Below are 22395 nucleotides of genomic sequence, written 5' to 3' on the forward strand. Positions count from 1 at the left end.
GCGGCTAATCGCTGCGATCGCGGCCTGAAACGTCCTCGGCACCTAACTCTCAGAACCGACCTCCCGTGAAACTGCTTTTTACACGGCCAAGACCCGAAGCAGACGTCGACCAGCCATCAGCTGCGCAATCGCTCGCGAGGCGATCCTGGGGAGCGGTGTGACGTTTTGTGCACCCCCTGCGTGTGTTTGAACTGGTAGTATAGGTAGCGGCGGGCTCACCTCATTGCCCCTTGCCGATGCGGCGCCCTGCCCACCAGACCCGCCGGATCGGCCACCCTGGCCGCATCGCGCGTATAGGCCACGGGGACTCGAACCCCGAACCACCGGATTCATAGGGCGTAATCCGACTCCTAGAGTCCCACCTTACCGCCGAGAATCGCGGATTAGACTACAGCTTAGTAAGTGAAACCGAAGCAGAAAGGTCTCACAACACCAGGAGAGTCATATGCAACCGAGAACGCTCCTCTTGAAACACATCGTCCTCATATCGGTAGCAGCCATGTTCTTCGTCGCGAGTCCGTCGTTCGCGCAGCAGAAAGGCGCGTCCTCTTCGGAGATAAAAACAAAAGAGGTGGGAGTTGATGGCCTCACACTGCATTACATTGAACTCGGGCAAGGAACTCCAGTGGTGTTGGTGCACGCCACATTGGAGGATTACCGCACGTGGGATGGACAGCTTGAGGCGTTCTCGAAGGGATATCGACTGATATCGTACAGTCGTCGGTACCACTATCCAAATGAATGGCCCAAAGATGCAACGGATTTTTCCGTCACCCTACATGCAAGAGACCTGGCTGCATTCATCAAGGCACTTAATCTACCCCCGGTTCATCTCGTTGGTCATTCGTATGGGGCGTTCATTGCGTTCCTGGTCGCACGAGATCACCCGGAGGTCATTCGCAGTCTGACGCTGGGCGAACCGCCTATAATGCCGCTACTGAAAACGACTCCTGAAGGAGATGCTCTTCTTAGCGCCGTTATCACGAGATCAATCGCTACGAGCGAAGCATTCAAGCAGGGGAATGACGAAGAAGGAGTGCGTCGATTTGTGAACGGCGTGTTGGGCGATGGTTCGTACGAGAAACTCCCACCTCCCGTTCTGAAGCGCGTCATGGACAATGTCCGAGAACTGAAAGGCGAAGCCGCATCGCGAGACCTCTTCCCGCCGACCACATGCGAGGACGTGCAGAAGGTGAAGGCGCCAACATTGCTCGTCGACGGGGAGCTCAGCCCTAAGGTGTTCCATGTCGTCGACGACATGCTGGAGCACTGCCTGCCGAGCGTCGAACGTGCAACGATTCCGGCGGCATCTCATCAGATGGAGGTTGAGAACCCCCAAGCCTTCAATGATACGGTGCTTGCATTCATTGCAAAGCACTGAACTGTTGCATCTCGTTCAAGATCGTTGATGCCGTTTTCCGGGAGCTCGGCCGGACGATCGAGCGCTTCCGGGCGGCCGCGGCCCGGCGCGCGCCGCCTCGCACTGATAGTGCCGCAGGTTGGGCCCTTGCCGGGCCGGATTGGGTCACGATGCATCCAATGTCGCCTCCTGGCCCGTGTGAGACATGGCGGTGCATTCCGACGATTTCCGTTCACAGGGGTAAACCGGAAGAGAGCGGCACGCGGCCATAGTGACGCGATAGACCGATCGCCGGCATCACCCCTCCGGTACTCCGGCGATGTACAATCCCCTAACCAAGCGCCTGGCTCCTGCAACGAAATTCGCGTCGCCGCGCACTGGAACGTTTCTGACGCGACGGATCGTAAATGTTGGATCAAGTGCAAGTCCAGTTTTGGCGGCCACTTGCGCCTCGTCCAGCCTCCCAAGAAGCGCGAGCGCTGCAGCGTACCCGAAATGCAGCAGCGGATAGTTTCGGTTGGCCTCGATTCCTCGGGCACACCAAGCGGCCGCTTCAGCGTCTGCTGCGATCTGCAGCTTGGCAAAGCCCGCCGTATTCATCCATCGGAAGGCGGAGATATCGCGAGGGGAAAGGCGCAGTGCTTCGTTGACGTGGAACTCGGTATCCGCACCGCAACCCATATAAAATTTAGCCTGGCCCATCATCTCGTGAGCGTCAGCCAGATTGCGATCCAGGGCCAAGGCTCGCTCGCACTCTGCCACGCCTTGGGCCGTCCGGTTCGTATAGATGAGCACCATGGCCAAGGTGAAATGAGCCCAGGCATGGTCCGGAGCAAGGCGGAGCGCCTTTAGCACCACGGTCTCTGCCGCTGCCAGATGCGGAGGATCGTTATCTTTCAAGAACGCCGCAACAAGCACTGTCTCGACCAACGCGCTCCAGCTCATGGCGTCGACATTTTGCGGATCAGTCGCCAGAGCCCGTTCAAAAGAATTGCGAGCTTCTGTCAAATTCTCGAGTGTCACCCCCCTATTGCAGGAATGGCGGCCCTGGAAATAGAGATCCATGGCATCGGGATTCAACGTTCTTGCCGCGCGACGCGCCTCGGCCACGATGAGCTGGTTGTCTAAGGTCCGCGCAATCCTGGCTACGATTTCGTCCTGCATATCGAGCAGATCGGCGAAGGGCTTGTCGAAGCGGTCGGCCCACAAATGATTGCCCGTCGTGGCGTCGATCAATTGAACATTCACCCGGAGACGATTATCGCAACGCTGCACCGAGCCTTCAAGCGCGTAGCGAACATTCAACTCACGACCAATCTGCCTGACATCGACCGATTTGCCTTTGTAGGTGAACGCGGTGTGTTGGCCGATAACAAATGAGCCACTGATGCGTGATAAATCCGTGGTGAGGCTCCCGGTCACACCATCGACAAAGTAGTCCTGCTCGGGGGCGCTGCTGAGATTGACGAAGGGCAACACAACGATGGAAAGGCGAGGTGGTGAAAGCGACCTCTGCGCCGTATCATCGCTCTGCGCCACATAGCCAAGGGGGACGGTTGTGGGCCTTTGCGCCTCCTGCACCGCGCCAACGAAGCGGAAACCCTTGCGGGGCATCGTCTTGATCAGGCGCTGTCTCTCGCCCGTGTCGCCAATTGCGCCGCGAGCTGCATTCATGCGCGTCGTGAGCGCGGCATCTGAGACGATGCGGCCACTCCAGACCGCACCGAGGAGGTCGTCCTTGCTGACAACCCGCTCCCTGTTGCGAATAAGGTATAGGAGCAAGTCAAACGTTTGCGGCGCAGTAGCAATCAGCTCGGCTCCGCGGCGCAGCTCGCGCTGGTCCGTGTCCAATACATAGTCTTCGAAGAGATAGCGCAAGGCCGTCTTCTCCGCCCGATAGACCACATTTCTTCCCAAACGCGCTCATCGCAGAAGGACACCAAGAATAGGCCGGAGACGAGAGAAAAGTAAGCTGTTCGTTCAGGGATGACCGACGGCGGCCGATATGGAGCGGCTAGGCACTTCCGCTCGTGCCCCATCGCTTCCGTTGACGCGGTGCAGCTATGTCGGGTGATGGCGGCAGAGCGGAAGTTTGCCCCTGAGCGCCAAACCGACGCTTTTGACCCAACCCGGGCATCGCAGAGCCACCTTTGATTTTCAGTATGACCTTTTAGACGCTAAGGTGCGTTGACCTAGACTCTAGCTAGGGGGCGAACATGAGGCGGCGTGCTTTTCTCGGTGCCGTTTGTGGTGCGGTAGCATTGCCGCGGCTGGCTGCGGCGGCGGAGAGCGCCAAGAAGAAACGTCTTGCTATTTTCGTCCCGTCAGAGCCGAGCGCGGACTGGCACGAGCTTAGCGGGAAAAAATATCCTCGAGCCCTCTTCGCCGAGCTGCGACGGTTGGGACAGATCGAGGGACAAAACCTCGAAGTCGAAAGTTATGGACGAGAGCAAAACACGTCCGGCCTCGAGGCCTTGGCGACGGAAATCGTTAGCAGCAACCCGGACGTCATTCTCCTCGGTGGTCCTGGCGCACTCATCTTCAAAAAACTGACATCGCGTATTCCAATCGTAACGATAACTGCCGACCCCGTTCGACTGGGGATTGCCGAAAGTCTGGCTCGCCCGGGCGGAAATTTTACGGGAGCCAGCATCGACGCCGGTCCATCAATTCATGGAAAGCGGATTGCACTGCTGCGCGAAATCTTTCCTTCAATATCAAAACTTGGCTTGCTCGCCCTTCACATCCAATACAGCGGGCTCGTCAAGGATTCGCCTATCCCCGCAGCGGCCCAGGAGGCTGGCCTACCTATCGCGGTGTCGCTACTGGATGTTGGTGCTCAAGAAAATGACTGGCGGGCAGCGGTAGAGAGCCTTTCCGGCGAAGGCGCAAATGCAGTCATGGTGGTCGACTCCCCTGAAACTTTTCAAAACAGCGCTTTGATCGCCAAGTTGCTGACCGACGCGAGACTTCCGGCGATTTTCGCGTTCACCGAATCCGTCGAAGCCGGGGGCCTAATGGCCTACTCCTTTGATCTAGTCGAATTGTATAAGCGCGCGGCCAACAACATCGACGCAATTTTCCGCGGAGCAAAAGCTGGCGATATTCCATTCTACCAAGTGACCAAATTCGATCTGTCCATCAACTTGAAGACGGCCAGGCAGCTGGGCCTTTCCGTCTCTCCTGCACTCTCGGCCAGTGCCGACAAGGTCATCGAGTGAACAGGTCCGGTTATGGCCCGCGGGTGACATGCCCACGCAGTCTGACGATTTCCGTTCACAGGGGCAGACCGGAAGGGAGCGGCACGCGGCCATAGTGACGCGATTGATCCGAAGGCGACACGGCGAGCTTCAACTTCGGGACGTCAACCCTATTGGCCAATCATAGTTCGAGATTACTGAGCCTGCTTCAAGTAGGCTTCAACCTCGCGCAGGTCGTTCTGCGGAGGAAATGACAGGAGAGCCTGAGACGGACTGCACCACGGATAGGGAAGCGAAGATAGCCAGCGCATCACGCCATCGAGTTCGGCGCCCGATAAGACTTTCATGACTTCAATGGTGATCACCAGCCTCACCACTTTTCCGTGCTCATCGAAATGCCAGTCGTAACGTCCGCATCCAACTCGCAGCGGTTGCCCGCTGGCCTTAGCGGACATCCCCACCAACCAATGGCACTGAAAGCGCGTTCGGTCAGTCTCGGAAGGCCGGGATAGGCAGAACGTGTAGATGTTCTCGTATTCGACACCAAAACGACGCACCAGAATTTCTTCCACGGCGTTCAAGCCGGAAGCCGTGTTGGGGAACGAAATGGCGTCGGTCTTGACGACCATTTCGAGTGCAATGTCTTCAGAGAACGCCTGCCTCATCAAGAACGGTCGGTTGCCGTCCTTGGCCAGGATGTAGGTTCTTACTGCTTCGGCAGGTGTGGGCATGGTGCCTCAGGCTAGCACACTCAGGCTACGAACGGGAATGTCCGCTTCTGGGCCCATCAGCGAAGTGGCGACGCCTTTCATTGAGGTCCGCTTGATGGGGTAGAGCGGACTGACTTTGCTCACTCCGCGTTCTTCGCATTTTGACCCAATTGAGACATCGGTCGCGTTCCAGCGTACCCAATATGAAGGGCGACAACCCGCCAATTCAGGCCCCGACCAAATTTGACTGTGATCAACTTCAAGACCGCCAAAAAGCGCTCGACCTCGACGGGTCGTTGCATCTCCAGCGGCCCACCGACGAGGTGATCAAACTAAATTGGAGATGCTGTTTGCCACCGGTTCCAGCCAGCCGATGATCTCTTTGTTGACGTTGTGAATTGCGAATGCGAGGTGCGTGTCGGTGGACTTAACGCCGCCGAAGCAGATGACTCCGCAATCGTTGAAGCGGTGGGGATTGGTGCAGTCATCCGCCCAGGGACCTGGTTACGAGCCAGTTGTCACGATGCAGTTGATCACAGACGGGTAATCACTTTGCTCCTGTAAGCGAATAAATTCTTTGATTGCGCGATAACACGTTGGCATCGACGAACTTCCACCCATGCTTTGGTTCGCCCAACGATCCAACATGACATGCGTCTTGACGATTTCTGCGTTCGCCGCGCGCAGGATTCCGATGGAAGGCGCAGCCGTTTCAAACAGATACTTGTGGAAGCTGATCACGAAAGTATCGCTTCTCGGCATCCCGTCGCCATACGGAAGAAGGTCCACATCCCGCACAGTCTTTATATTTTTATAGAGCCACTGCGAATCGATCAACGCTTTCCCAATCCCTCTTCCCTCAACGCCAAGCGGAGCAACCCACTCGGGGCCCGGGGCTATGGTGGACCAAAAGATCACGCGATCATCACGGCGGTTCTCCATCGCCTTGAGCATACAGAGGAATCGTTCCTTTTGTGGATCGGTCGAATGCTCCACCTCGTACTGGAGCTTCTTGAGTTTGTCGGGCCAGGGTATGGGTTTAGGTGGGGGCGGAGGCGGCACAGCGGGAAGATAGATTTTGCGCAGCTTCGGGTCAGCCCCGAGAAACGCGTAATTGCGCCCCCCGTCACGGCTATGGCGGCAACCCACGAGCTCTCGCAAATACCAATTCACCTCCTCAGGAACGTGCGTTTGGAAATTGAACTCGATTAACGCCCACGCATCTATGTGCTCGCGCGCCGCAATTTTCCACCAGTCGTCCGTATCCAAGACCGGATATTCGCGCCCGCCTTTGGGCGGCCACAAGCCGCGTTTCTGCACTGGATTAAGAGGAACTTTGATATTGACCATTCAACACCTCCCGCACAGTCCGAGCCGTAGCGCGATACGCACCGGCCACGGTGGCGAAAGAAGTGAAGTTTCGCCGGCAACATCGCAATGGCAACACGTCGGCGACGCGCTGGATATGAACTATCTCACATTTGTTCTGGCGCCAGCCGCTCGCGGACAATGTCACCTCTTGGCCCTTCGCGCCGCGAGAGAACTTCCGAAGCTGGTGCTAGACCGGAAGTCGTCGGCTAATGTCCAGGCTGGTGCTTCTGACCCAAAGCGGGAAATCAATGCGCTATCACCTTACCTCGTCAGCGCGGGGCGGGAACAATACGGGACTTTTCTCTGGCATGTCTCCTCTTCGATTTGTGGCGCAATCGAACAGCCACCGCGGCGGCAAATCCGTGAGTAGCGCCACCAAGTGACATGCAGCCTGTTCCTTTGAGACGCCCGGCGGGTAATAGATTGAGGAGTCGCGATCGATTCCGGCATAGAACTGAGCCCGTTTGGCGATGATTTCGCGCTCCTTCTCGTCCGCGAGCTTGAAGCACAAATCTATCAGCCCCTCGTCTGCCGTGCCTCGCGACAAATCGGTTGAGAACGCCTTTTGAACGGCCTCGATGGCCAAGGATCTCTTTTCCTCATCGACCGCTTTCTTCTTACGCTTGATCCACGTCCTCGCGCACCAGGTCGCAATGACTGCTAGCCCAAAAGCGGCCAGCGTAGCCAATACCGAGGCCTCCGGAGCCAGCCAAGCCGACAACGACGCCAAGACCAGGAAAAGCCAAACAGCGATGGACACAAGGTAAATCGTGCCGACACCTACTCGGTGGTCGACTTTCCATGGGATGCCGAAAAGACGAAACTTGAGCGACGCGCGCGGGCGGTTGGCAAATGCTCCATCCGCGAGACCAAGGCTTCGTTCAATGTATGCGGCACGTCTCACGAGTTCATCATACAACTCGTCATTTCTCGTATTGTAGGTCACGAGCCCGATCGTTGCGATCAGGCCAAACAACGAGAACACAAAGCTCCGGCCATCAATGTGGTCGACTTTGAGCGCAATGGCTACGGCGGTCGCGATCGGCAGTAGGCCCAGCAACTTGAACCGGATGTCGGTCAGCGTCCGAAAGTTGCTGCAGACCTCGCCGTATTCCGTGGAAAGTGCGTTTCGACGATTTTCGTCCATGGCCTACTCCGCGAAACGTCCAGTTCTTGTCGAACCGAAGTTAGTTGGTGCGCACAGCGCACTTTAGCACGCGCGCGGGTCTACCCAATGTGCGCTAGTTCACGCTTGCGCTCCGGCATACTGAAGCCCGCCCCCCCAACGACGTTGGTGAAGTTGGGTTTTCGTCTCTGATCAATGTCTGTTGCTGGCCGATCAGCAAAGTGGCGACACCTTCATTGAGGTCCGCTTGGTGGGGTGGAGCGGACTGACTTTGCTCGCTTTGAGTTCTTCGCATTTTGACCCAAAGCAGACCTAACCTGTTCAACTTCTCAAAATTGGATTATAGTGCCACTACAACCATTCGGTGCGCAGTGCTGTAGATGAAATCGGTCAAGCGAAGCCTAGCTCTTGTCGCTGCGATGATGAGCGCAATCATTGTCGGTCCGCCGCGTTCCTCGGCGATGGAGAACAAGACGCCCATTGCGTATTTTTCAGAAGGCGCGCCAGACAATCTCGTAGAGGCACTGAACAATTTGTCTCCCGACGCTAGGGATGTCGTCGTTGCGAGAGTTCGCTTGCAGCAACCCGTAATATGGATGGGTGGCCGTCACTGCGAGCTTTGTACCAACGATGTATGGTTCGCCCGTCTGAGAATCACGGAGACTCTCAAAGGCAAAGCTGAAGTCGGCCAAGTGCTCGATGTTTTCCTAGGCCAGCGTAGCGAACACCGAAGGTACATCGCCATTCCCCGCACACCGGATCAACGGGGCCGAGAGTACACGGTGGCGATCTATTCTATGGGAGATGGCATTCAGCGGCTCGCTTCATTTCCAATAGGTAAACCTCAATACGACAGATTATCCTCTGATTGGCTTGCATATGAAGGCGAGCGATCGAGGGCAGGATTTCGGGATTAGGTCGTGGGTCCGCTTCTGGCCGGTGTGAGACGTGCCGGTGCAGTCTGACGATTTCCGTTCACAGAGGTAGACCGGAAGAGATCGGCACGCGGCCATAGTGACGCGATTGACCCACAACGGAAGTCGGCCGGCCAGGCTTTCTCAAGCGCGCGCCCGCCACAGCGTAACCGCAAGCAGCATATAGGCAGCACAAGTCCACAGCGACTGCCAATTGTCCGGTCCTTCGCTAAGCGCCGCATAGATGGCTGCCACCAGGAATACGACGGCAAACATCGCTTCCGCCATGGGGCGGATTCCCTTCTTCGGGCGATTGAGCAGCGTCATCGCCGCAAAAGGGACCGCCGCCATAGTGAGGGCCGCAAAGGGAAAATCCTTTTCGCGCGGGTCAAACACCAGGCCCAGCGCCGTCTCGGTGCCGATCACGATGGTTACGATCAAGATCAATCCGTGCATGATCGCCAGTCCCGATGGGGTCCGGTAGTGCTCCGGACCCAGCAATTCCAGAAATGTGGGCGGTGCGCGCCCGGACATCAGGGCGTTGGCGCCGAACAGCGGCGAGGCAGTTGCCGCCACCAGAAGTGCGCCCCACAAAAGCCAGCTGCCCGCGCCGTAGCTTTCATAGAACATCTTTTGAGCGGCCACCCCAAACAAGACTCCGGCGGTGGTTGCCGATATTCCGACCGCAAACCATGAGATGAGCCGGGGCTGCGAGGGCTTCCGGCGCGAGGTCAGCCATGCAGCGCCGAACACCAGGATCGCCAGCGCCATCCCGCTGCTCATTTGCAGTTTCCAGAGCGGATAATTGCTGACGGGGATGCCGGGCGGATATTTCAGCGTGCGCTGCGCGGAATCGAATAAGCCCCACGATCCGCCGACGGTGCCCTCGAACTCATGCTTCCACAATTCGTCATACGCCTCGAACAGGTTGACGCGGAACTTCTCGCGCCGGGCAAGATCGAGGACCTCCGAGATCGCCCGCGCCTGATTGGTGCGCGATGGTAGCGCCGACTCGCGCATCCGCCCTTCGCTCGGCCAACCTGTTTCTCCAATCAGGATTTCCTTGCCCGGAAACGCCGACGCCACCTGCTTTCGGACGGCGTCGACGTGAGCAGCGGCAGATTTCGCCGCGACCGGGACATTTTCCCAATATGGCAGGATATGAAGGGTGACGAAATCGACGGCGTCACCCAGTTCCCGATAGCGCAGCCAGTACTCCCAGACGTCGGAATAGGTGACGGGGACCGGCACCTGTGCCTTGACCGAGCGGATCAAGGCAGCAAGATCGGAAGGTGTCATCTTCCGATGCAACAGAACCTCATTGCCGACCACGAGTGCGGTGATGGTCTCCGGATATTGCCGGGCGAGGCGTATGCCCGTGGATATCTGCGTCGCGCTCTTCTGCCGGTCCCTATCGAGCCAAATTCCCTGAATGACTTTCAGCCCCACCTTGGACGCAAGTTCGGGGATCTGATCGAGACCAAGATCAGTCGCATAGGTACGAATACAGTCGGTTATTTTGGCAAGCTGGGCGAGATCTTCCGCGATCTGGTCCCGCGGCACCGGTGTCGGCGACTCCGACGTTTGGTTGTTGCGGAAGGGCGCGTAAGATATGCATTGCAGTTTGGCATTCGGATCGATCGGTGCGCGCGCCAGGTTGATCGGTATGGCCAGCCACCACCACACCGCGGCGATCGCACCCAGGGATATGATGAGAAGCGCCAGAGGCGTGCGGGGCGAAATAGTTGACCCTCCAACGTAGAGATCGTCGGTCAACCGGCATGTTGTCGTGACCCGACAACAACAGAAATCATCGTCCGCCGGTCCCTACTTGACCTGTGAAAGCTGGTGCCAGATCGTCCGTGTCGCAAGAGGCGAGTCAACATCCAACGAAGGCCTCAAGGGCTACCGCAGGGCGGGTAGAAATAATCCTCCCCATCTCCCGAGATGGCCTTCGGGGACCGGCAGCAGAGCGGCCTTGCTCTGACGGTCGCCGTGCCGGCTAACGAACGTCGCCTGTTGGCCCGAATGCGAAGCCCAGATCGGTCACGGGTGGTCCGGTAGCAAGGGCACGCCGGCAGCGGGCTCACCCAGCGCGTAGCAGACGCGATTGACCCGAAGGCGACAAATCCCCATTGCGGCCTGCTCGTGTACAGCTCGCCAATTGTGGGTTAGGTTCCGGCGCTGTCGTATGCCGCACGTAGCTGATCCTCCAGCAGGCCTGGGAGTTGGTCATGCAGCCGATGAACGAGATCCCCTTCGAGACGTCCCTGGCTGAATATGCCGAAGACATGCTCGACGCCTGTACGCGATGCGGGAAATGCGTCGAGGCCTGTCCGAGTGTCGAGCCGGCCGGCATCTCGCGGACGACAAAGTCCGAAGACATCATCGGCGGCATTCTCGAGCTGGTCCGTACCGGCAACGGCCCGGAAGCGTCGCGCAAATGGGCGCAGTCTTGCATGCGGAGCGGGGCATGCATCAAGGCGTGCAGCTATGGCGTCAATCCGCGTTTCCTGCTGAGCATGGCGCGGCTTGGCATCGCGAAGTCGGACAATGAGCTTGCCGAACGGCGCCGGCGGGGTGTCGAGAGGTACCGCGACGGCAGTCGTGGCGTGAACATGCTTTCGCGCCTGCAACTCGATGCGGACGTGCTCGAACGACTGGGTCAGAGATCGGCGTCGGTCGCCACGCCCGTTGAGGCGCCGGATTTCGTGTTTTACACCGGCTGCAATGCGCTCAAGACGCCGCACATCGCCTTGCTTGCCCTCGATATCATGGACGCGCTCGGCGTCAGTTACCAGGTGATGGGCGGACCGAGCCATTGTTGCGGCATTCTCCAGCTCAAGTCCGGCGACGCAGAGATGGCCGGTCGTATGGGATCGAGTACGATGGAAAAGCTGTCGCACTCGAACTCGGGGCAAGTGATCTCGTGGTGCCCGTCGTGCTACGTCCAGTACACGGAGACCATCCTGCCAACGGTGGAGCGACAGCACGGGTCGCGCCCGTTCGAGATGAGCCCATTCATGCGCTTTCTCGGCGACCGGCTGGGGCAGCTCAAGCCGCACCTTCAGCGCAGGGTCGAAATGCGGGTCGCGCTGCACAGGCATCCCGGCGTGGCCGGCGTCGTGGAATCCGCAGCTGAAATCTTGACGGCGGTACCCGGTATCGAACTCGTCGATCTGAACCAGCCAGCGGTGGGTTTGCAGAGCGTGGATGTCGGCGCGCTTCCAAAGTACAAGCGCGAATTGCAACTTATGGAGCTTGAGGCGGCGCGCGATGCAGGTGTCGATGCACTGGTCGCGGTCTATCATTCCGATCATCGCGAACTGTGCGCGCACGAGCGCGACTGGCCATTCCGTATCGTAAATATCCTTGAAGTGGTTGGCGAAAGCATGGGCCTGCATCGGCACGATCGCTACAAAGAGCTCAAGATCATGCAGGACGCCGACCAGATCGTCGCCGACTGTAGCGACCTGATCGCAAAGCACTCGCTTGATCCCGGCAATGCGCGTGACGTGGTGGTGAAGGTGTTGCTTGGCGACCAGCCGCTTCCCCTGAGGCGTGGCGCGCCCCCGGAGACGCGCGCCGGGGGCGTGGAGCCGTCGTAGCAGCTTGACGTCACCTGTTGGCCCACCGCGCCGGTGAGCCCGGCGCAAACCGGAGGTCGCCGGCTGAGGGGTCAACCGACGCGACTGACCCCGAAGCCGGCTATTCCTCGACTGATCAATTTCCGTCAGGTGCTCTGCGCGGAAAGCCGACGACGCCCGTCAAGGACGTCGATCTCCTGCCCCCGCACGGCTTCACGACGTCTTCTGCTTCGCCTGCACGTGTCGCGCGAAGTTGTCGAGGATGGCCTGCCAGCCGCCCTGCTGCTGCTCAACCGAGTGTGTCGGTTCGCTATCGAAGACAACGCGGACGACGACGCCCTTCGTCCCGGGCACGAACTCGACTTCGGCCTTGCGATCGCCGAATGAATATTCGATCAGCTTGTGTTCGACGATCGTCGTGTAAGTGCCGGCGAAGTCAAAGCCCATGCTGCCGTCCTTGGCTTCCATGCGCGACGAGAAGATCCCGCCTTCCCGCAGGTCGACCGTAGCCTTGGTCGTATGCCAGTCGTCGGACGCGGCGTTCCACTCCATGATGTCAGCAGGTGTCGTATAGGCACGCCAGACCTGATCGATGGGGGCTGCTACGGTGGTTTCAACGGTGATCCTCATGAACATAAGCTCCTGGTTCGATTTTCTAGGTGACGGCATCACTGACGTGTGCGGGGTCCATCCAAGGACGATCGAGACTGGTCCATGCCGACAAGGTCGAGCCGTCAAAGCGTTGAAAACACAAAAATGTCAAAACGTCTGTTGGCCACCCACCAGCGGCCGCGAACAAATTGGGGATGAGGGTCACATTTTTCGATGCGGCTCGCGGCCATTGAACCCGACCCGGGCTCGACGACACTATCTCCCTGCGTCCTAAGCGGCCCCGCCCATCCGTGGGCGATACGGGGGAATGTCTGTCATGCGAAAGCGAAACTGGCGATTGATTGCCGTAGGCTCAGTGCTGCTGGTGCTCGCCGTCCTGTTCTTCCTCTCGATGCGGGACATGACGCCGTGGTCCAATGATCCTGCCGCCCTGATGCGCACGGTCGGAGAGGTCTCGGGCGCCGTCGGCGGCATCAGCCTCGTCATGATCGTCTTCGGTCTGATCGGCAGGAAAGCGCCGGCCTGACCAACGTCGCTCCGGAAGGCCGGACCACGGCGGTATCACGCCTGCGCGATGACAGGGAATAGCAGGTCTTCGATGCAAATCTGAATATCTGAACCGCACATGCAGGGCGGGATGCATTTGGAGACACCTATGATCACCTCAAAGATGCTGATTGTGGTCACGATCGTATCGACGATGGGCGCAGCTTCGGCGCAACCTTTCCACCCGTCGCTGCCCGGAAAGGAAACGACCACCAGGCCGTGGACGGCACCGGTCGGTCACCGCCAGCCCCACGCCTCCGACGTGCCCTCGGCAAGTCTGGGATCGCTGGATTTCCTCGACCAAGAGGATGCCAACGTCGATCGCAAGATCTCCGGCGTCTGCCGGGGCTGCTGATCGAACCAGCGCCAAGGCCTGATGGCAAGGCCTGATGGGATGAGACTCGACTGACGCCCCAACGGACGGAAGTCAGTGCCCGACCTTTCGGAATTGGACCAGGCTGAACGAGCCGACACCGCTGATGCCGACGAAGGCGAAGCCGGCCAGGACGCCGAGCCTGCGGTACTCGGCTTCCGTCCGCTCGCGGCCGCCAGGTCCCCTCAGCATATTGAGGTCGCTCATGGCGCAGGAGCGGTCCTGGGTCTCGGTCGTCGCAGGCTCCGGCATGATCCGCTCGATCACGATCAACGTTCCGCTGGCCGGCAGCGCGTCCCGGCAGTTGCGCAGAATGACCTCGCAACGATCGTCCTTCCAATTGTGCAGGATGCTCTTCATCAGGATCGTGTCGGCACCGCCCGGGACCTTCTCGAAGAAACTGCCGGCGACGAACCGGCAGCGATTGGCGATGCCAAGCCGGGCAAAATGCGCCCGCGCTCCCGCCTCGCAGCGCGCGAGATCGAAGGCGATGCCCTCAAGATGCGGGTTGCGCTGGAGCACGCCGCCGATCAATTCGCCGGTGCCGCCACCGAGGTCCATGACAACGCGCGCGGTCGCGAAGTCGTGGGCCGCAACGATCCTTGGAACGATGCTCCGCGTCAGGCTGACCATCGCGGCGTTGAAGCGGCGGGTGAATTCCGGCGCATTGCTCGTCGCGGCATAGCGATCGTCGCCATCGCCGCGCAGCTCGCCCGCGCTCTTGCCCGAGCGAACCGATTCGACCAGTCCGAGCCAGGATTGCGCGAGCATCTCGCCCTCGAAGAGAACCCAGTCCTTGAAGGAGGGGTCGGCGGTCTCGTCGAGCTGCCGGCCGAGCTCGGTCATGGCAAACCGGTCGCGGTCGGCCTGCCTGCACAGGCCAAGTGTCGTCAGGCCAACGAGCAATCGGCGCAGCGCACTTTCATCGGCGGACACCAGCCGGGCGAGCTCGGTCACCGATTTCGCCTCATCGCCGATGGCCTCGGCGAGATTGAGCTTCGCCGCCGCATAGATCACCGCGGTGATGCGATGCGACTGCACGAGATCATGCACGGATGCCGGCCCGCTCATGTGTTGCCTCCTGTCAATGCCGCTTCAATCGGTCGGGACGAACCCCGTTGCCTGAACGATCGCCTTCCACCGGTCGGATTCGGATGCGATCAGCCGGGCGAAGTCTTCCATGGCGATTGCGTCGGGTTCGACGGCCAGCTTTGCCATGCCGGCCTTGACCTCGTCGGTGCGCAAGGCCGCCTGGATCGCGGTGTTGAGCTTATCGACGATCGGCGCCGGCGTCTTGGCCGGAACGAAGAACGCAAACCATGTGAGGTCCTCGAGCGACGGATATCCGGCCTCCCGCATCGTCGGCACCGCCGGAACAAACAGGCTGCGGCGCGGTCCGGTGGTCGCCAGCGCGCGAAGATCTCCGGACTGGACGAGTCCGAGCGAGCTGCCGATCGGCATGACGGTCGCGGCAATCACGCCCCTGACCAGATCCTGAATCGCGCCACCGCCCTGATAGGGCACGTGAAGAAAATCGAAGCCGGCGGTGCGGCCCAGCGTCGTACCAAGAAAATGCAGCGAGGTTCCGGCGCCCGGCGAACCAAAGGTGGCGTGCTTCGGATTGGCGCGGCACCAGGCCACGAAGTCCGCCAGCGTCTTGACGTCGGCCGGTACGCTGGGACCGACCGTCAGCAATGTCGGGGTCGAGGCGACAGTCGACACCGGTGTGAAATCCCGCGGATGGTATCTCAGGGTCTTGTAGACGTGCGGAAAGAACATCATGAAGCCGAGCGGCGCGAACAGCATGACCGATCCGTCGGCGTCGGCGCTCTTCACCGCCTCCACCGCGATGCGACCGGCCGCGCCGGGACGGGTCTCGACCACGATGGTTTCCGCATAGCCGCTCATCTGGCCGGCCACGAGCCGCGCCAACCCATCCTGCAGCCCGGGCGTGAAGCCCGTCAGGATATGCGCGGTTCTCGCGATCGGCTGTGCGAGCGCCCGCGGCGAAATATGCGCAGCGGCGAACGCGGCGGCGGCCGCCGACAACACATCACGACGCGTGATCATCACCCGTTTCCCTGATCGAGCCCAGACCAAATGAGATCGCAGCATGCTACCTGGCCATCGCTGCGGTCTCTGGAGCCATGGATGAGCCGGGTCGCACGAACACAAAACGGGATATCGCAGATATCTGCGCGTCCTCACGGCCATCCTGGCCGATCAAAATGAGGCCTGCTCCGCCATTCGCCACCGTCAGGACGACCGCTTCGCCCGCCCACGTTCCGATAGGCTCCATCCCGATGGTGAGAAACTCACCGATCGGCTGGTCCAAATACTGGAGTCTCAGCTGGGGCGCGATTTCGGCGGGCGCCAGAGCAAGACCGAGCTGTTGTGCACGCGTATAGATTTCCCGCAGCGAAGCCTCGCCTTGAAAGCCCAGCTCGGCAACCGACACGACAACAAGCTCAAGCTCCGCCTTCCTGCGACTTAGGGTAAAGGCCGGTCGAGCGAGTATCTCATCGGCCGCGTTTCCGACGCCGCAGCCCATTGCACTCATCGCGCTGCGCAGGGCGAATGTGTCCGTGAATGTTCCTATCCGGATCGTCTTCCACACCAGGACATCTGCAGCCGAGCTGATCGGAATCTCCGATCTGGGAGCCGGCGGGTCGACCTTGACCGCCAGCTGCCTCCGCAAACCATCCTGCGCCGTGCATTGAGCCTCGGCGCGATCTACGGAAATCAAGCTGAACAGGTTGACGAGCAACAGGATCGCAAGCGCACTACCAATGCGCCAGGGTGCCGGACGATCGGGCCTTGCGCGGCCTTGCTGCAAGGCAATGTAGTCAATCTCGGCGCGCGTCGCGCCGAGATCAATCAGCTCCCGATCGCTGAGGGCACAGAGAGCGGTTTGTACCTTCAGTCGTCTTCGGCGCTTCTGCCATGCGCTCCAGACCCGCAGGAAAAGGCTGGTCACTTGCTGCACGGGTGTGGCAGTCCGTCGCACCTGTGCAACGCCGTTGATGGTACTCATCGGCGATATCCCTTGGCGATACCTTTACCGAGGGCAGGATGTCAGGACTTCGCCGGGCACGCTTGACGTGCAGCTTACATTTTCCTGACCGGCGCCTTACTTTACGCCCCAGCAGGTGCAGAGGCGGCTTCATCCAACGACGGGAGTGGCAACTTGCGCTATCTCTTCGATGAATACGTGCTCGACACGGATCGGCGCGAGCTGCATCGCGGGGCCGATGCTATTTCCGTTGCGCCACAGGTCTTCGACATTCTCGACTACTTGATCGGCAACAGGGAGCGTGTCGTCAGCAAAGACGACCTCATGAACGCCATCTGGAAGGGGCGCATCGTATCGGAGGCAGCGCTTGCGACCCGCATCAATGGCGTCCGTACGGCAGTCGGCGATTGCGGGGAAGCGCAGCGCCTGATCAAGACGATCCCGCGCAAGGGCTTCCGTTTCGTCGGAGCCGTTCGGGAAGTACGGGAGCCGGGTCCTTCAACCGTCCCTCACCTGTCAGAAGCGAGAACAGCGGCCCTCCCGCTACCGGATAAGCCCTCGATTGCCGTACTCCCTTTCGTCAGCCTCAGCTCCGATCCCGAACAGGAGTATTTCGCAGACGGCATCGTGGAGGAAATCACGATGGCCCTCGCTCATTTTCGCTGGCTGTTCGTGATCGCACGCAATTCGAGCTTTGCGTATAAGGGCCGGGTCGTTGACGTAAAGCAGGTCGGCCGCGAGCTTGGTGTACGCTATGTCCTCGAAGGCAGCGTGCGCAAAGCCGGAAATCGCATTCGAATCGCGGGACAGCTGATCGATGCCGAAACTGGAACGCATCTCTGGGCAGACCGCTTTGAGGGCCCGATTGAGGACATGTTCGATCTGCAGGACAATCTGACGTCCAGTGTCATAGGCGCAATCGCCCCGAGGCTGCAGCGTGAGGAAATCAAGCGGGCAAGGCGGAAGCCGCCCGAAAATCTGGATGCGTATGATCATTATCTGCGCGGGCTGGCGAAATCCCGTTGGTCCAACAACGCAAACACCGAGGCGCTGCAGCTCTTTTGCAAGGCGACCGAACTCGACCCTCGACTGGCTTGTGGCTATGCCATGGCCGCCTGGTGCTATACCCGGCGCAAGGCGAACGGCTGGATCAGCGATCCCGCGAAGGAAATTGCGGAAGCCACCCGGCTGGCCCGGAAGGCCGTAGAACTGGGGGCAAATGATCCGGTTGCACTGTCCGTCGGTGGATATGCGCTCGCCTTCATAGCCCGCGAGTTCGACGACGCGGCTGCTTTCGTGGATCGAGCTTTGGCTGACAACCCTAACTTCGCGCAAGCCTGGGCCACCAGTGCCTGGCTGAGAGTTTGGAGGGGAGAGCCGGATCTCGCCCTCGAGCACTCCGCACATGCCGTGAGATTGAGCCCGCTCGATCCGCCCATGTACTACGACGCGCAGGGAGCCATGGCGTATGCGCATTTTCTGGCGGGCCGCTATGACGCGGCAGTATCATGCGCCGAGACCGCATTGCGTGGTCAGACGAGTTTCCTGCTCGTGACCTGCATTGCCGCAGCCAGCAACGCATTCGCCGGGCGGCGTGAACGAGCGCAACGATCCCTCCTGCAAGCCCTTGAATGCAATCCAGATCTTCGTGCCAATCTCGAGAATCTGGCACCGTTTCGCCGGGCAGATGACTTCGCGATCTTCGAGAAGGGTCTCTGCGAAGCGGGCCTTCCGGAAAAGCACGACGTTGGCCCCCCCTGACGGGGTGGACCAATGTTCGCGGCTTACATTTTCGGGAGCGAAGGCCTATTCTCCACGGATTATTGCTCCCGCGCCCTCGGAGAATAGAGGGCAGGCTTGGAGAATGGTGCCATGCGCTATTTCTTCGAGGACTGTGCGTTGGACACCGAGCGGCGCGAATTGCGGCGCGGGCTCGATGTGGTGCCCACGACACCCCAGGTTCTCGATCTGCTCGAACATCTGATCCGCAGCAGGGATCGCGTCGTCAGCAAGGACGATCTCGTCAACGCGATTTGGAATGGCCGGATCGTATCCGATGCGGCGCTGACGACCCGGCTGAACGCCGTCCGGCGCGCGATCGGTGACTCCGGTCAGCAACAACGTCTTATCAAGACATTTCCACGCAAGGGCTTTCGTTTCGTGGGCGCCGTGCACGATGAGGATCGGCAACCAGGAAGCACGGCAGCAGTTGCGATCCCGGTGGCCTCTGCAAACGCTGTTGGCGAACGGCGATCCGCAGGCTGGCTGGAGGACCTCAGGGGCCGTTTGAAGCTCGTCGGCAGCGTGCTGGCGTCGGTCGCCGCCATCGGCGCAATTGCCGGTGGCGTTGCCGGATACTGGAATGCCTGGAAGACAGTCCGTACCGACGCACAACGGGAAGCTCAAAACATCCCGGCACAACCGACAGTCAGGCCCGAGATCGCGCCTCGCCTCTCTCTCGTCGTGTTGCCCTTCGCCAGCCTCAACGACGGTCCGGCGCAGGACTCCTTTGCCGACTTGATCTCGACAGGCTTGACCACCGATCTCGCGCGAACGCCCGCCACTCTCGTTGTTGGACGCGACACCGCCTTGACCTACAAGAAGAAGGTGATCGATTTGCAGCAGCTCGCGACGGATCTCCGCGTCCGCTGGGCCGTGCGGGGCGCGGTGAGACGCAACGGAGACCAGGTGCGGGTCAACGTATCTCTGACCGACCTTCAGACCGCCCGCGACATCTGGTCGGATCGGTTCGACGGCGACCTCGCAAACCTGGCCGTCTTGCAAGATACCATCGCAGCGCGGCTGCTCTGCGTCGCACACTTGCACCTCCGTCAATATGAAGAAGCCCTTCAACAGTGCAGCCGCTCCCTCAATATGACCGGCACGGATTTTGAGGCCTATATGAGCCTGATCTCGGCGTACGGGTGGCCGGGGCAAATGCAACAGGCACGCGGGGGCAGCGAAACTGCTGCACAAAACACCTCCTAAATCGACGTTGCGGCGGCCCATGGCGCGTGCCGAGTGCTCAAGGCAGCTGCAAGGTAACGAGCTCTGTACCCGCGCATTGCGCGTAACCTTGCCCTCCGCCAACAGATGGGCCACCATCCCCGCGCGCACCATCAACAAGAGCAAAAGCGCCGAGGAAACGCATGAGCAAGCCGTCAGGGTTCGACTATGGCTGGGTCGTTGTCGCCGCGGGAGCGCTGATGACCTGTGTCGGCTTCGGCACGATGCTGTCGCTTGCGGTCTTCCTGCAGCCGATCTCCGAAGCGATGGGCTGGTCGCGCGCGGGCGTGTCGGCGGCGGCGACGCTGGATTTCCTCTGCATGGGCGTTGCCGCGTTCTTCTGGGGCACGCTGTCGGACCGGTTTGGCACGCGCATCGTGGTGCTCGCCGGAAGCCTGCTGCTGGGCCTCGGTCTCGTGACTGCGAGCCAGGCAACCAGCCTGTGGCAATTCCAGCTGTTCTTCGGCGTGCTGATCGGCGTCGCTGCCGGCAGCTTCTACGCGCCGATGATGGCGCTCGCGAGCGCCTGGATCGAGAAGAACCGCAGCCTCGCGGTGGCGCTGGTCTCCGCCGGCATGGGCGTGTCGCCGGTGACGATTGCGCCGACCGCAAGCTGGCTGATCTCGGCCTATGACTGGCGCACCGCGATGCTGGTGATTGGCATCGCCGCGTGGGTGCTGCTGATCCCGGCCTGCTTCCTGGTGCGGCCGGCGCCGCAAGCGACTGGCCCGGCAAGCACCGACGCGGCACCGGAGATCGAGCTGACCGCGGCGCAGGCGCTGCGCACGCCGCAATTCATCGCGCTCGCGGCGGCGCATTTCGCCTGCTGCGCGGCGCATTCCGGTCCGATCTTTCACATGGTGTCCTATGCGATGGTGTGCGGCATCGCCCCGCTCACCGCGGTGACGGTCTACGGCGTCGCCGGCGTCTCCGGGCTCGGCGGACGCCTGCTGCTCGGCGCGGCAGCCGATCGCATCGGCGCCAAACCCGTGCTGGTCGGCGGCCTGTTCGTGCAGGCGATGTGCATCGCGACCTATCTCGCGGTGGCGCAGCTCGGCGAATTCTACGCGCTCTCGGTCGTGTTCGGCCTCGCCTATGGCGGAGTGATGCCGCTCTATGCGGTGCTGGTCCGCGAGTACTTCGGCGCGCGCATCATGGGCACCGTGTTCGGCGCGGTATCGGCCTTTGCAAGCCTCGGCATGGCGCTGGGTCCATGGGCCGGTGGGCTCGTGTTCGACAATTTCCAACGATACACTTGGCTGCACGTCGGCTCCTTCGCGATCGGGCTTGCCGCCGTCGCAGTGGCGCTGAGTTTTCCGACCAAGCGCAGGCAACAGCTCGACCTTGGCCGCGCGGCGGCCTGACGAGGTGACGCATGAACAGGCCGCAAGGCTTCGATCTCGTTGAACGTGCCCGGGCAATCGCGCCACTGATTGCGCACGAAGCGGACGAGATCGAGCGCTCCCGTCGGCTGACGCCGGCCGTCGTCTCGGCTTTGATCGAGAACGGGCTTTATCGCGCGCTGCTGCCGCAAAGTCTCGGCGGCGCCGAGGCCCCCATCGAGATCTTCATGCAGATGCAGGAAGAGATCGCGAAGGCGGATGCCTCGACGGCCTGGTGTCTCGGCCAATGCAGCGTCTGCGCTATGATCGCGGCTTCGCTCGATCCCGGCACCGCGCACGAGATCTTCAAAACACCGCCCGGCATCCTTGCCTGGGGCGCGATCGCGCATGAGGCGCGCAGCGTCGAGGGCGGCTATCGCGTCACAGCGCGCTGGGATTTTGCCTCGGGCTCGCGGCAGGCGAGCTGGCTGGGGGCGCATGTCCGCATCGTCGGAGCCGACGGGACGCCGCGCAAAAATGCCGACGGCTCGCCGGAGGTTCGCACCATCCTGTTTCCGGTTGCGAGCGCGGTGCTGCATGACGTCTGGCAGGCGATCGGGCTCGTCGGCACCGGCACGGATTCCTATGAAGTGAGCGACCTCTTCATCCCCGAGCGTTTCACGGCGTTTCGTGACGTGCCGTCCGCACTGCGCGAGACGGGTCCGCTCTACAGGATCGGCACCGGTTCGACCTTCAGCCTCGGCTTTGCCGCGGTCTCGCTGGGCGTCGCGCGCGCGACGCTGGATGCCGCCATCGCTTTGTCGCGGGCAAAGCACCAGTCGCTCGCGGCCAGCGCCATGCGCGACAACCAGGCCGTTCAGGGCCTGATCGGCCGCACCGAGGGGGACTTACGCGCCGCGCGCGCCTATCTCTATGCGACGGCGAATGCGATGTGGCGCGACCTCTGCGCGACCGGCCAATTCAGCCCGGCGCATCGCAGCGCCGTTCGCCTCGCCGCGACCTGGACCATCCATCAGTCGGCCAAGGTGGTCGACGCCGCCTACCACATGGCCGGCGCGACCGCGGTGTTCCGCAGCAATCCGTTCGAGCGACGGTTTCGCGACATGCACGCGATCGCGCAGCAGATCCAGGCGCGGGATACGCATTATGAGGATGTGGGGAAGGCTCTTTTGCTCTAGATTGCGATATTGCCAACCACAACTTTATCGTGCTTCTTCAGCGATTGCTAGAATTC

19 protein-coding genes are annotated in these 22395 nt (G+C 60.7%); 10 read left to right on the plus strand and 9 right to left on the minus strand.

Annotation, left to right across the window (positions count from 1 at the left end; all coding sequences use genetic code 11):
* The first annotated feature begins 466 nt into the window (after positions 1–466).
* Positions 467–1381: an alpha/beta fold hydrolase gene (locus tag ABIB99_RS37945; protein ID WP_354180778.1), complete on the plus strand. Its 915-nt coding sequence runs from the start codon at positions 467–469 to the stop codon at positions 1379–1381.
* A gap of 276 nt (positions 1382–1657) precedes the next feature.
* On the opposite strand, the gene ABIB99_RS37950 is transcribed toward ABIB99_RS37945, so the two are convergent.
* The gene (locus ABIB99_RS37950; RefSeq protein WP_354180780.1) at positions 1658–3238 is read right to left on the minus strand and encodes a winged helix-turn-helix domain-containing protein; all 1581 of its coding nucleotides are present in this window, start codon (positions 3236–3238) and stop codon (positions 1658–1660) included.
* A 338-nt stretch (positions 3239–3576) separates the two neighbouring features.
* Here ABIB99_RS37950 and ABIB99_RS37955 point away from each other — a divergent pair, with 338 nt between their 5' ends.
* Positions 3577–4581 (plus strand): ABC transporter substrate-binding protein, encoded by a 1005-nt coding sequence (locus ABIB99_RS37955; protein WP_354180782.1) that lies wholly within the window; start codon positions 3577–3579, stop codon positions 4579–4581.
* A 173-nt stretch (positions 4582–4754) separates the two neighbouring features.
* On the opposite strand, the gene ABIB99_RS37960 is transcribed toward ABIB99_RS37955, so the two are convergent.
* The 3 genes from ABIB99_RS37960 to ABIB99_RS37970 all read right to left on the minus strand — a co-directional run bounded on the left by ABIB99_RS37960 (position 4755) and on the right by ABIB99_RS37970 (position 7788).
* Positions 4755–5291 carry a hypothetical protein gene (locus ABIB99_RS37960; protein WP_354180784.1) on the minus strand — a complete coding sequence of 179 codons (537 nt, stop codon included), beginning with the start codon at positions 5289–5291 and terminating at the stop codon, positions 4755–4757.
* Between the two features lie 483 nt (positions 5292–5774).
* On the minus strand, positions 5775–6620 hold the full coding sequence (locus ABIB99_RS37965) for a hypothetical protein (protein WP_354180786.1): 846 nt from the start codon (positions 6618–6620) through the stop codon (positions 5775–5777).
* Between the two features lie 277 nt (positions 6621–6897).
* Positions 6898–7788, minus strand: coding sequence for a hypothetical protein (locus tag ABIB99_RS37970; protein WP_354180788.1), 891 nt, complete (start codon positions 7786–7788; stop codon positions 6898–6900).
* A 359-nt stretch (positions 7789–8147) separates the two neighbouring features.
* Here ABIB99_RS37970 and ABIB99_RS37975 point away from each other — a divergent pair, with 359 nt between their 5' ends.
* On the plus strand, positions 8148–8684 hold the full coding sequence (locus ABIB99_RS37975; protein ID WP_354180790.1) for a hypothetical protein: 537 nt from the start codon (positions 8148–8150) through the stop codon (positions 8682–8684).
* A 141-nt stretch (positions 8685–8825) separates the two neighbouring features.
* Here ABIB99_RS37975 and ABIB99_RS37980 read toward each other — a convergent pair whose 3' ends face one another.
* The gene (locus ABIB99_RS37980; RefSeq protein WP_354180937.1) at positions 8826–10385 is read right to left on the minus strand and encodes a glycoside hydrolase family 17 protein; all 1560 of its coding nucleotides are present in this window, start codon (positions 10383–10385) and stop codon (positions 8826–8828) included.
* Positions 10386–10915: 530 nt separating this feature from the next.
* On the opposite strand from ABIB99_RS37980, the gene ABIB99_RS37985 reads away from it, so the two are divergent.
* Entirely contained in the window at positions 10916–12289 is a 1374-nt protein-coding gene (locus tag ABIB99_RS37985; protein WP_354180792.1) for a heterodisulfide reductase-related iron-sulfur binding cluster, read from the plus strand.
* Between the two features lie 192 nt (positions 12290–12481).
* Here ABIB99_RS37985 and ABIB99_RS37990 read toward each other — a convergent pair whose 3' ends face one another.
* On the minus strand, positions 12482–12898 hold the full coding sequence (locus ABIB99_RS37990; protein ID WP_354180794.1) for an SRPBCC family protein: 417 nt from the start codon (positions 12896–12898) through the stop codon (positions 12482–12484).
* Positions 12899–13196: 298 nt separating this feature from the next.
* Between ABIB99_RS37990 and ABIB99_RS37995 the strand changes: the two genes are divergently transcribed.
* Together ABIB99_RS37995 and ABIB99_RS38000 are read left to right on the plus strand one after the other, a co-directional pair.
* Positions 13197–13406, plus strand: a complete 210-nt coding sequence (locus ABIB99_RS37995) for a hypothetical protein (protein WP_014498566.1) — start codon at positions 13197–13199, stop codon at positions 13404–13406.
* Positions 13407–13535: 129 nt separating this feature from the next.
* Positions 13536–13781 carry a hypothetical protein gene (locus ABIB99_RS38000; protein ID WP_354180797.1) on the plus strand — a complete coding sequence of 82 codons (246 nt, stop codon included), beginning with the start codon at positions 13536–13538 and terminating at the stop codon, positions 13779–13781.
* A gap of 72 nt (positions 13782–13853) precedes the next feature.
* Here ABIB99_RS38000 and ABIB99_RS38005 read toward each other — a convergent pair whose 3' ends face one another.
* The 3 genes from ABIB99_RS38005 to ABIB99_RS38015 are packed head-to-tail and all read right to left on the minus strand — an operon-like array spanning position 13854 to position 16833.
* Complete coding sequence (locus ABIB99_RS38005; RefSeq protein ID WP_354180799.1) at positions 13854–14870, minus strand: methyltransferase; 1017 nt, start codon at positions 14868–14870, stop codon at positions 13854–13856.
* A 24-nt stretch (positions 14871–14894) separates the two neighbouring features.
* Entirely contained in the window at positions 14895–15869 is a 975-nt protein-coding gene (locus tag ABIB99_RS38010; protein WP_354180801.1) for a Bug family tripartite tricarboxylate transporter substrate binding protein, read from the minus strand.
* A 46-nt stretch (positions 15870–15915) separates the two neighbouring features.
* Positions 15916–16833 (minus strand): DUF1127 domain-containing protein, encoded by a 918-nt coding sequence (locus tag ABIB99_RS38015; protein ID WP_354180803.1) that lies wholly within the window; start codon positions 16831–16833, stop codon positions 15916–15918.
* A gap of 153 nt (positions 16834–16986) precedes the next feature.
* Here ABIB99_RS38015 and ABIB99_RS38020 point away from each other — a divergent pair, with 153 nt between their 5' ends.
* From ABIB99_RS38020 to ABIB99_RS38035, 4 genes are all read left to right on the plus strand, one after another.
* Complete coding sequence (locus tag ABIB99_RS38020; protein ID WP_354180805.1) at positions 16987–18573, plus strand: winged helix-turn-helix domain-containing tetratricopeptide repeat protein; 1587 nt, start codon at positions 16987–16989, stop codon at positions 18571–18573.
* Positions 18574–18684: 111 nt separating this feature from the next.
* Positions 18685–19800: a winged helix-turn-helix domain-containing protein gene (locus ABIB99_RS38025; protein WP_354180807.1), complete on the plus strand. Its 1116-nt coding sequence runs from the start codon at positions 18685–18687 to the stop codon at positions 19798–19800.
* Between the two features lie 161 nt (positions 19801–19961).
* The gene (locus tag ABIB99_RS38030) at positions 19962–21182 is read left to right on the plus strand and encodes an MFS transporter (RefSeq protein WP_354180809.1); all 1221 of its coding nucleotides are present in this window, start codon (positions 19962–19964) and stop codon (positions 21180–21182) included.
* An 11-nt stretch (positions 21183–21193) separates the two neighbouring features.
* Complete coding sequence (locus tag ABIB99_RS38035) at positions 21194–22339, plus strand: acyl-CoA dehydrogenase family protein (protein WP_354180811.1); 1146 nt, start codon at positions 21194–21196, stop codon at positions 22337–22339.
* Positions 22340–22395: the final 56 nt, after the last annotated feature.

The sequence above is a fragment of the Bradyrhizobium sp. LA6.1 genome (assembly GCF_040547805.1).
In the GTDB taxonomy this organism is placed as follows: domain Bacteria; phylum Pseudomonadota; class Alphaproteobacteria; order Rhizobiales; family Xanthobacteraceae; genus Bradyrhizobium; species Bradyrhizobium barranii.

What these genes read in the sequence shown, in the direction of transcription:
- ABIB99_RS37955 (WP_354180782.1), top strand. Translation starts at nt 3,577, where the DNA reads ATGAGGCGGCGTGCTTTTCTCGGTGCCGTTTGTGGTGCGGTAGCATTG.
- ABIB99_RS37960 (WP_354180784.1), bottom strand. Translation starts at nt 5,291, where the DNA reads ATGCCCACACCTGCCGAAGCAGTAAGAACCTACATCCTGGCCAAGGAC.
- ABIB99_RS37965 (WP_354180786.1), bottom strand. Translation starts at nt 6,620, where the DNA reads ATGGTCAATATCAAAGTTCCTCTTAATCCAGTGCAGAAACGCGGCTTG.
- ABIB99_RS37970 (WP_354180788.1), bottom strand. Translation starts at nt 7,788, where the DNA reads ATGGACGAAAATCGTCGAAACGCACTTTCCACGGAATACGGCGAGGTC.
- ABIB99_RS37975 (WP_354180790.1), top strand. Translation starts at nt 8,148, where the DNA reads ATGAAATCGGTCAAGCGAAGCCTAGCTCTTGTCGCTGCGATGATGAGC.
- ABIB99_RS37985 (WP_354180792.1), top strand. Translation starts at nt 10,916, where the DNA reads ATGCAGCCGATGAACGAGATCCCCTTCGAGACGTCCCTGGCTGAATAT.
- ABIB99_RS37990 (WP_354180794.1), bottom strand. Translation starts at nt 12,898, where the DNA reads ATGAGGATCACCGTTGAAACCACCGTAGCAGCCCCCATCGATCAGGTC.
- ABIB99_RS37995 (WP_014498566.1), top strand. Translation starts at nt 13,197, where the DNA reads ATGCGAAAGCGAAACTGGCGATTGATTGCCGTAGGCTCAGTGCTGCTG.
- ABIB99_RS38000 (WP_354180797.1), top strand. Translation starts at nt 13,536, where the DNA reads ATGATCACCTCAAAGATGCTGATTGTGGTCACGATCGTATCGACGATG.
- ABIB99_RS38005 (WP_354180799.1), bottom strand. Translation starts at nt 14,870, where the DNA reads ATGAGCGGGCCGGCATCCGTGCATGATCTCGTGCAGTCGCATCGCATC.
- ABIB99_RS38010 (WP_354180801.1), bottom strand. Translation starts at nt 15,869, where the DNA reads ATGATCACGCGTCGTGATGTGTTGTCGGCGGCCGCCGCCGCGTTCGCC.
- ABIB99_RS38015 (WP_354180803.1), bottom strand. Translation starts at nt 16,833, where the DNA reads ATGAGTACCATCAACGGCGTTGCACAGGTGCGACGGACTGCCACACCC.
- ABIB99_RS38025 (WP_354180807.1), top strand. Translation starts at nt 18,685, where the DNA reads ATGCGCTATTTCTTCGAGGACTGTGCGTTGGACACCGAGCGGCGCGAA.
- ABIB99_RS38030 (WP_354180809.1), top strand. Translation starts at nt 19,962, where the DNA reads ATGAGCAAGCCGTCAGGGTTCGACTATGGCTGGGTCGTTGTCGCCGCG.
- ABIB99_RS38035 (WP_354180811.1), top strand. Translation starts at nt 21,194, where the DNA reads ATGAACAGGCCGCAAGGCTTCGATCTCGTTGAACGTGCCCGGGCAATC.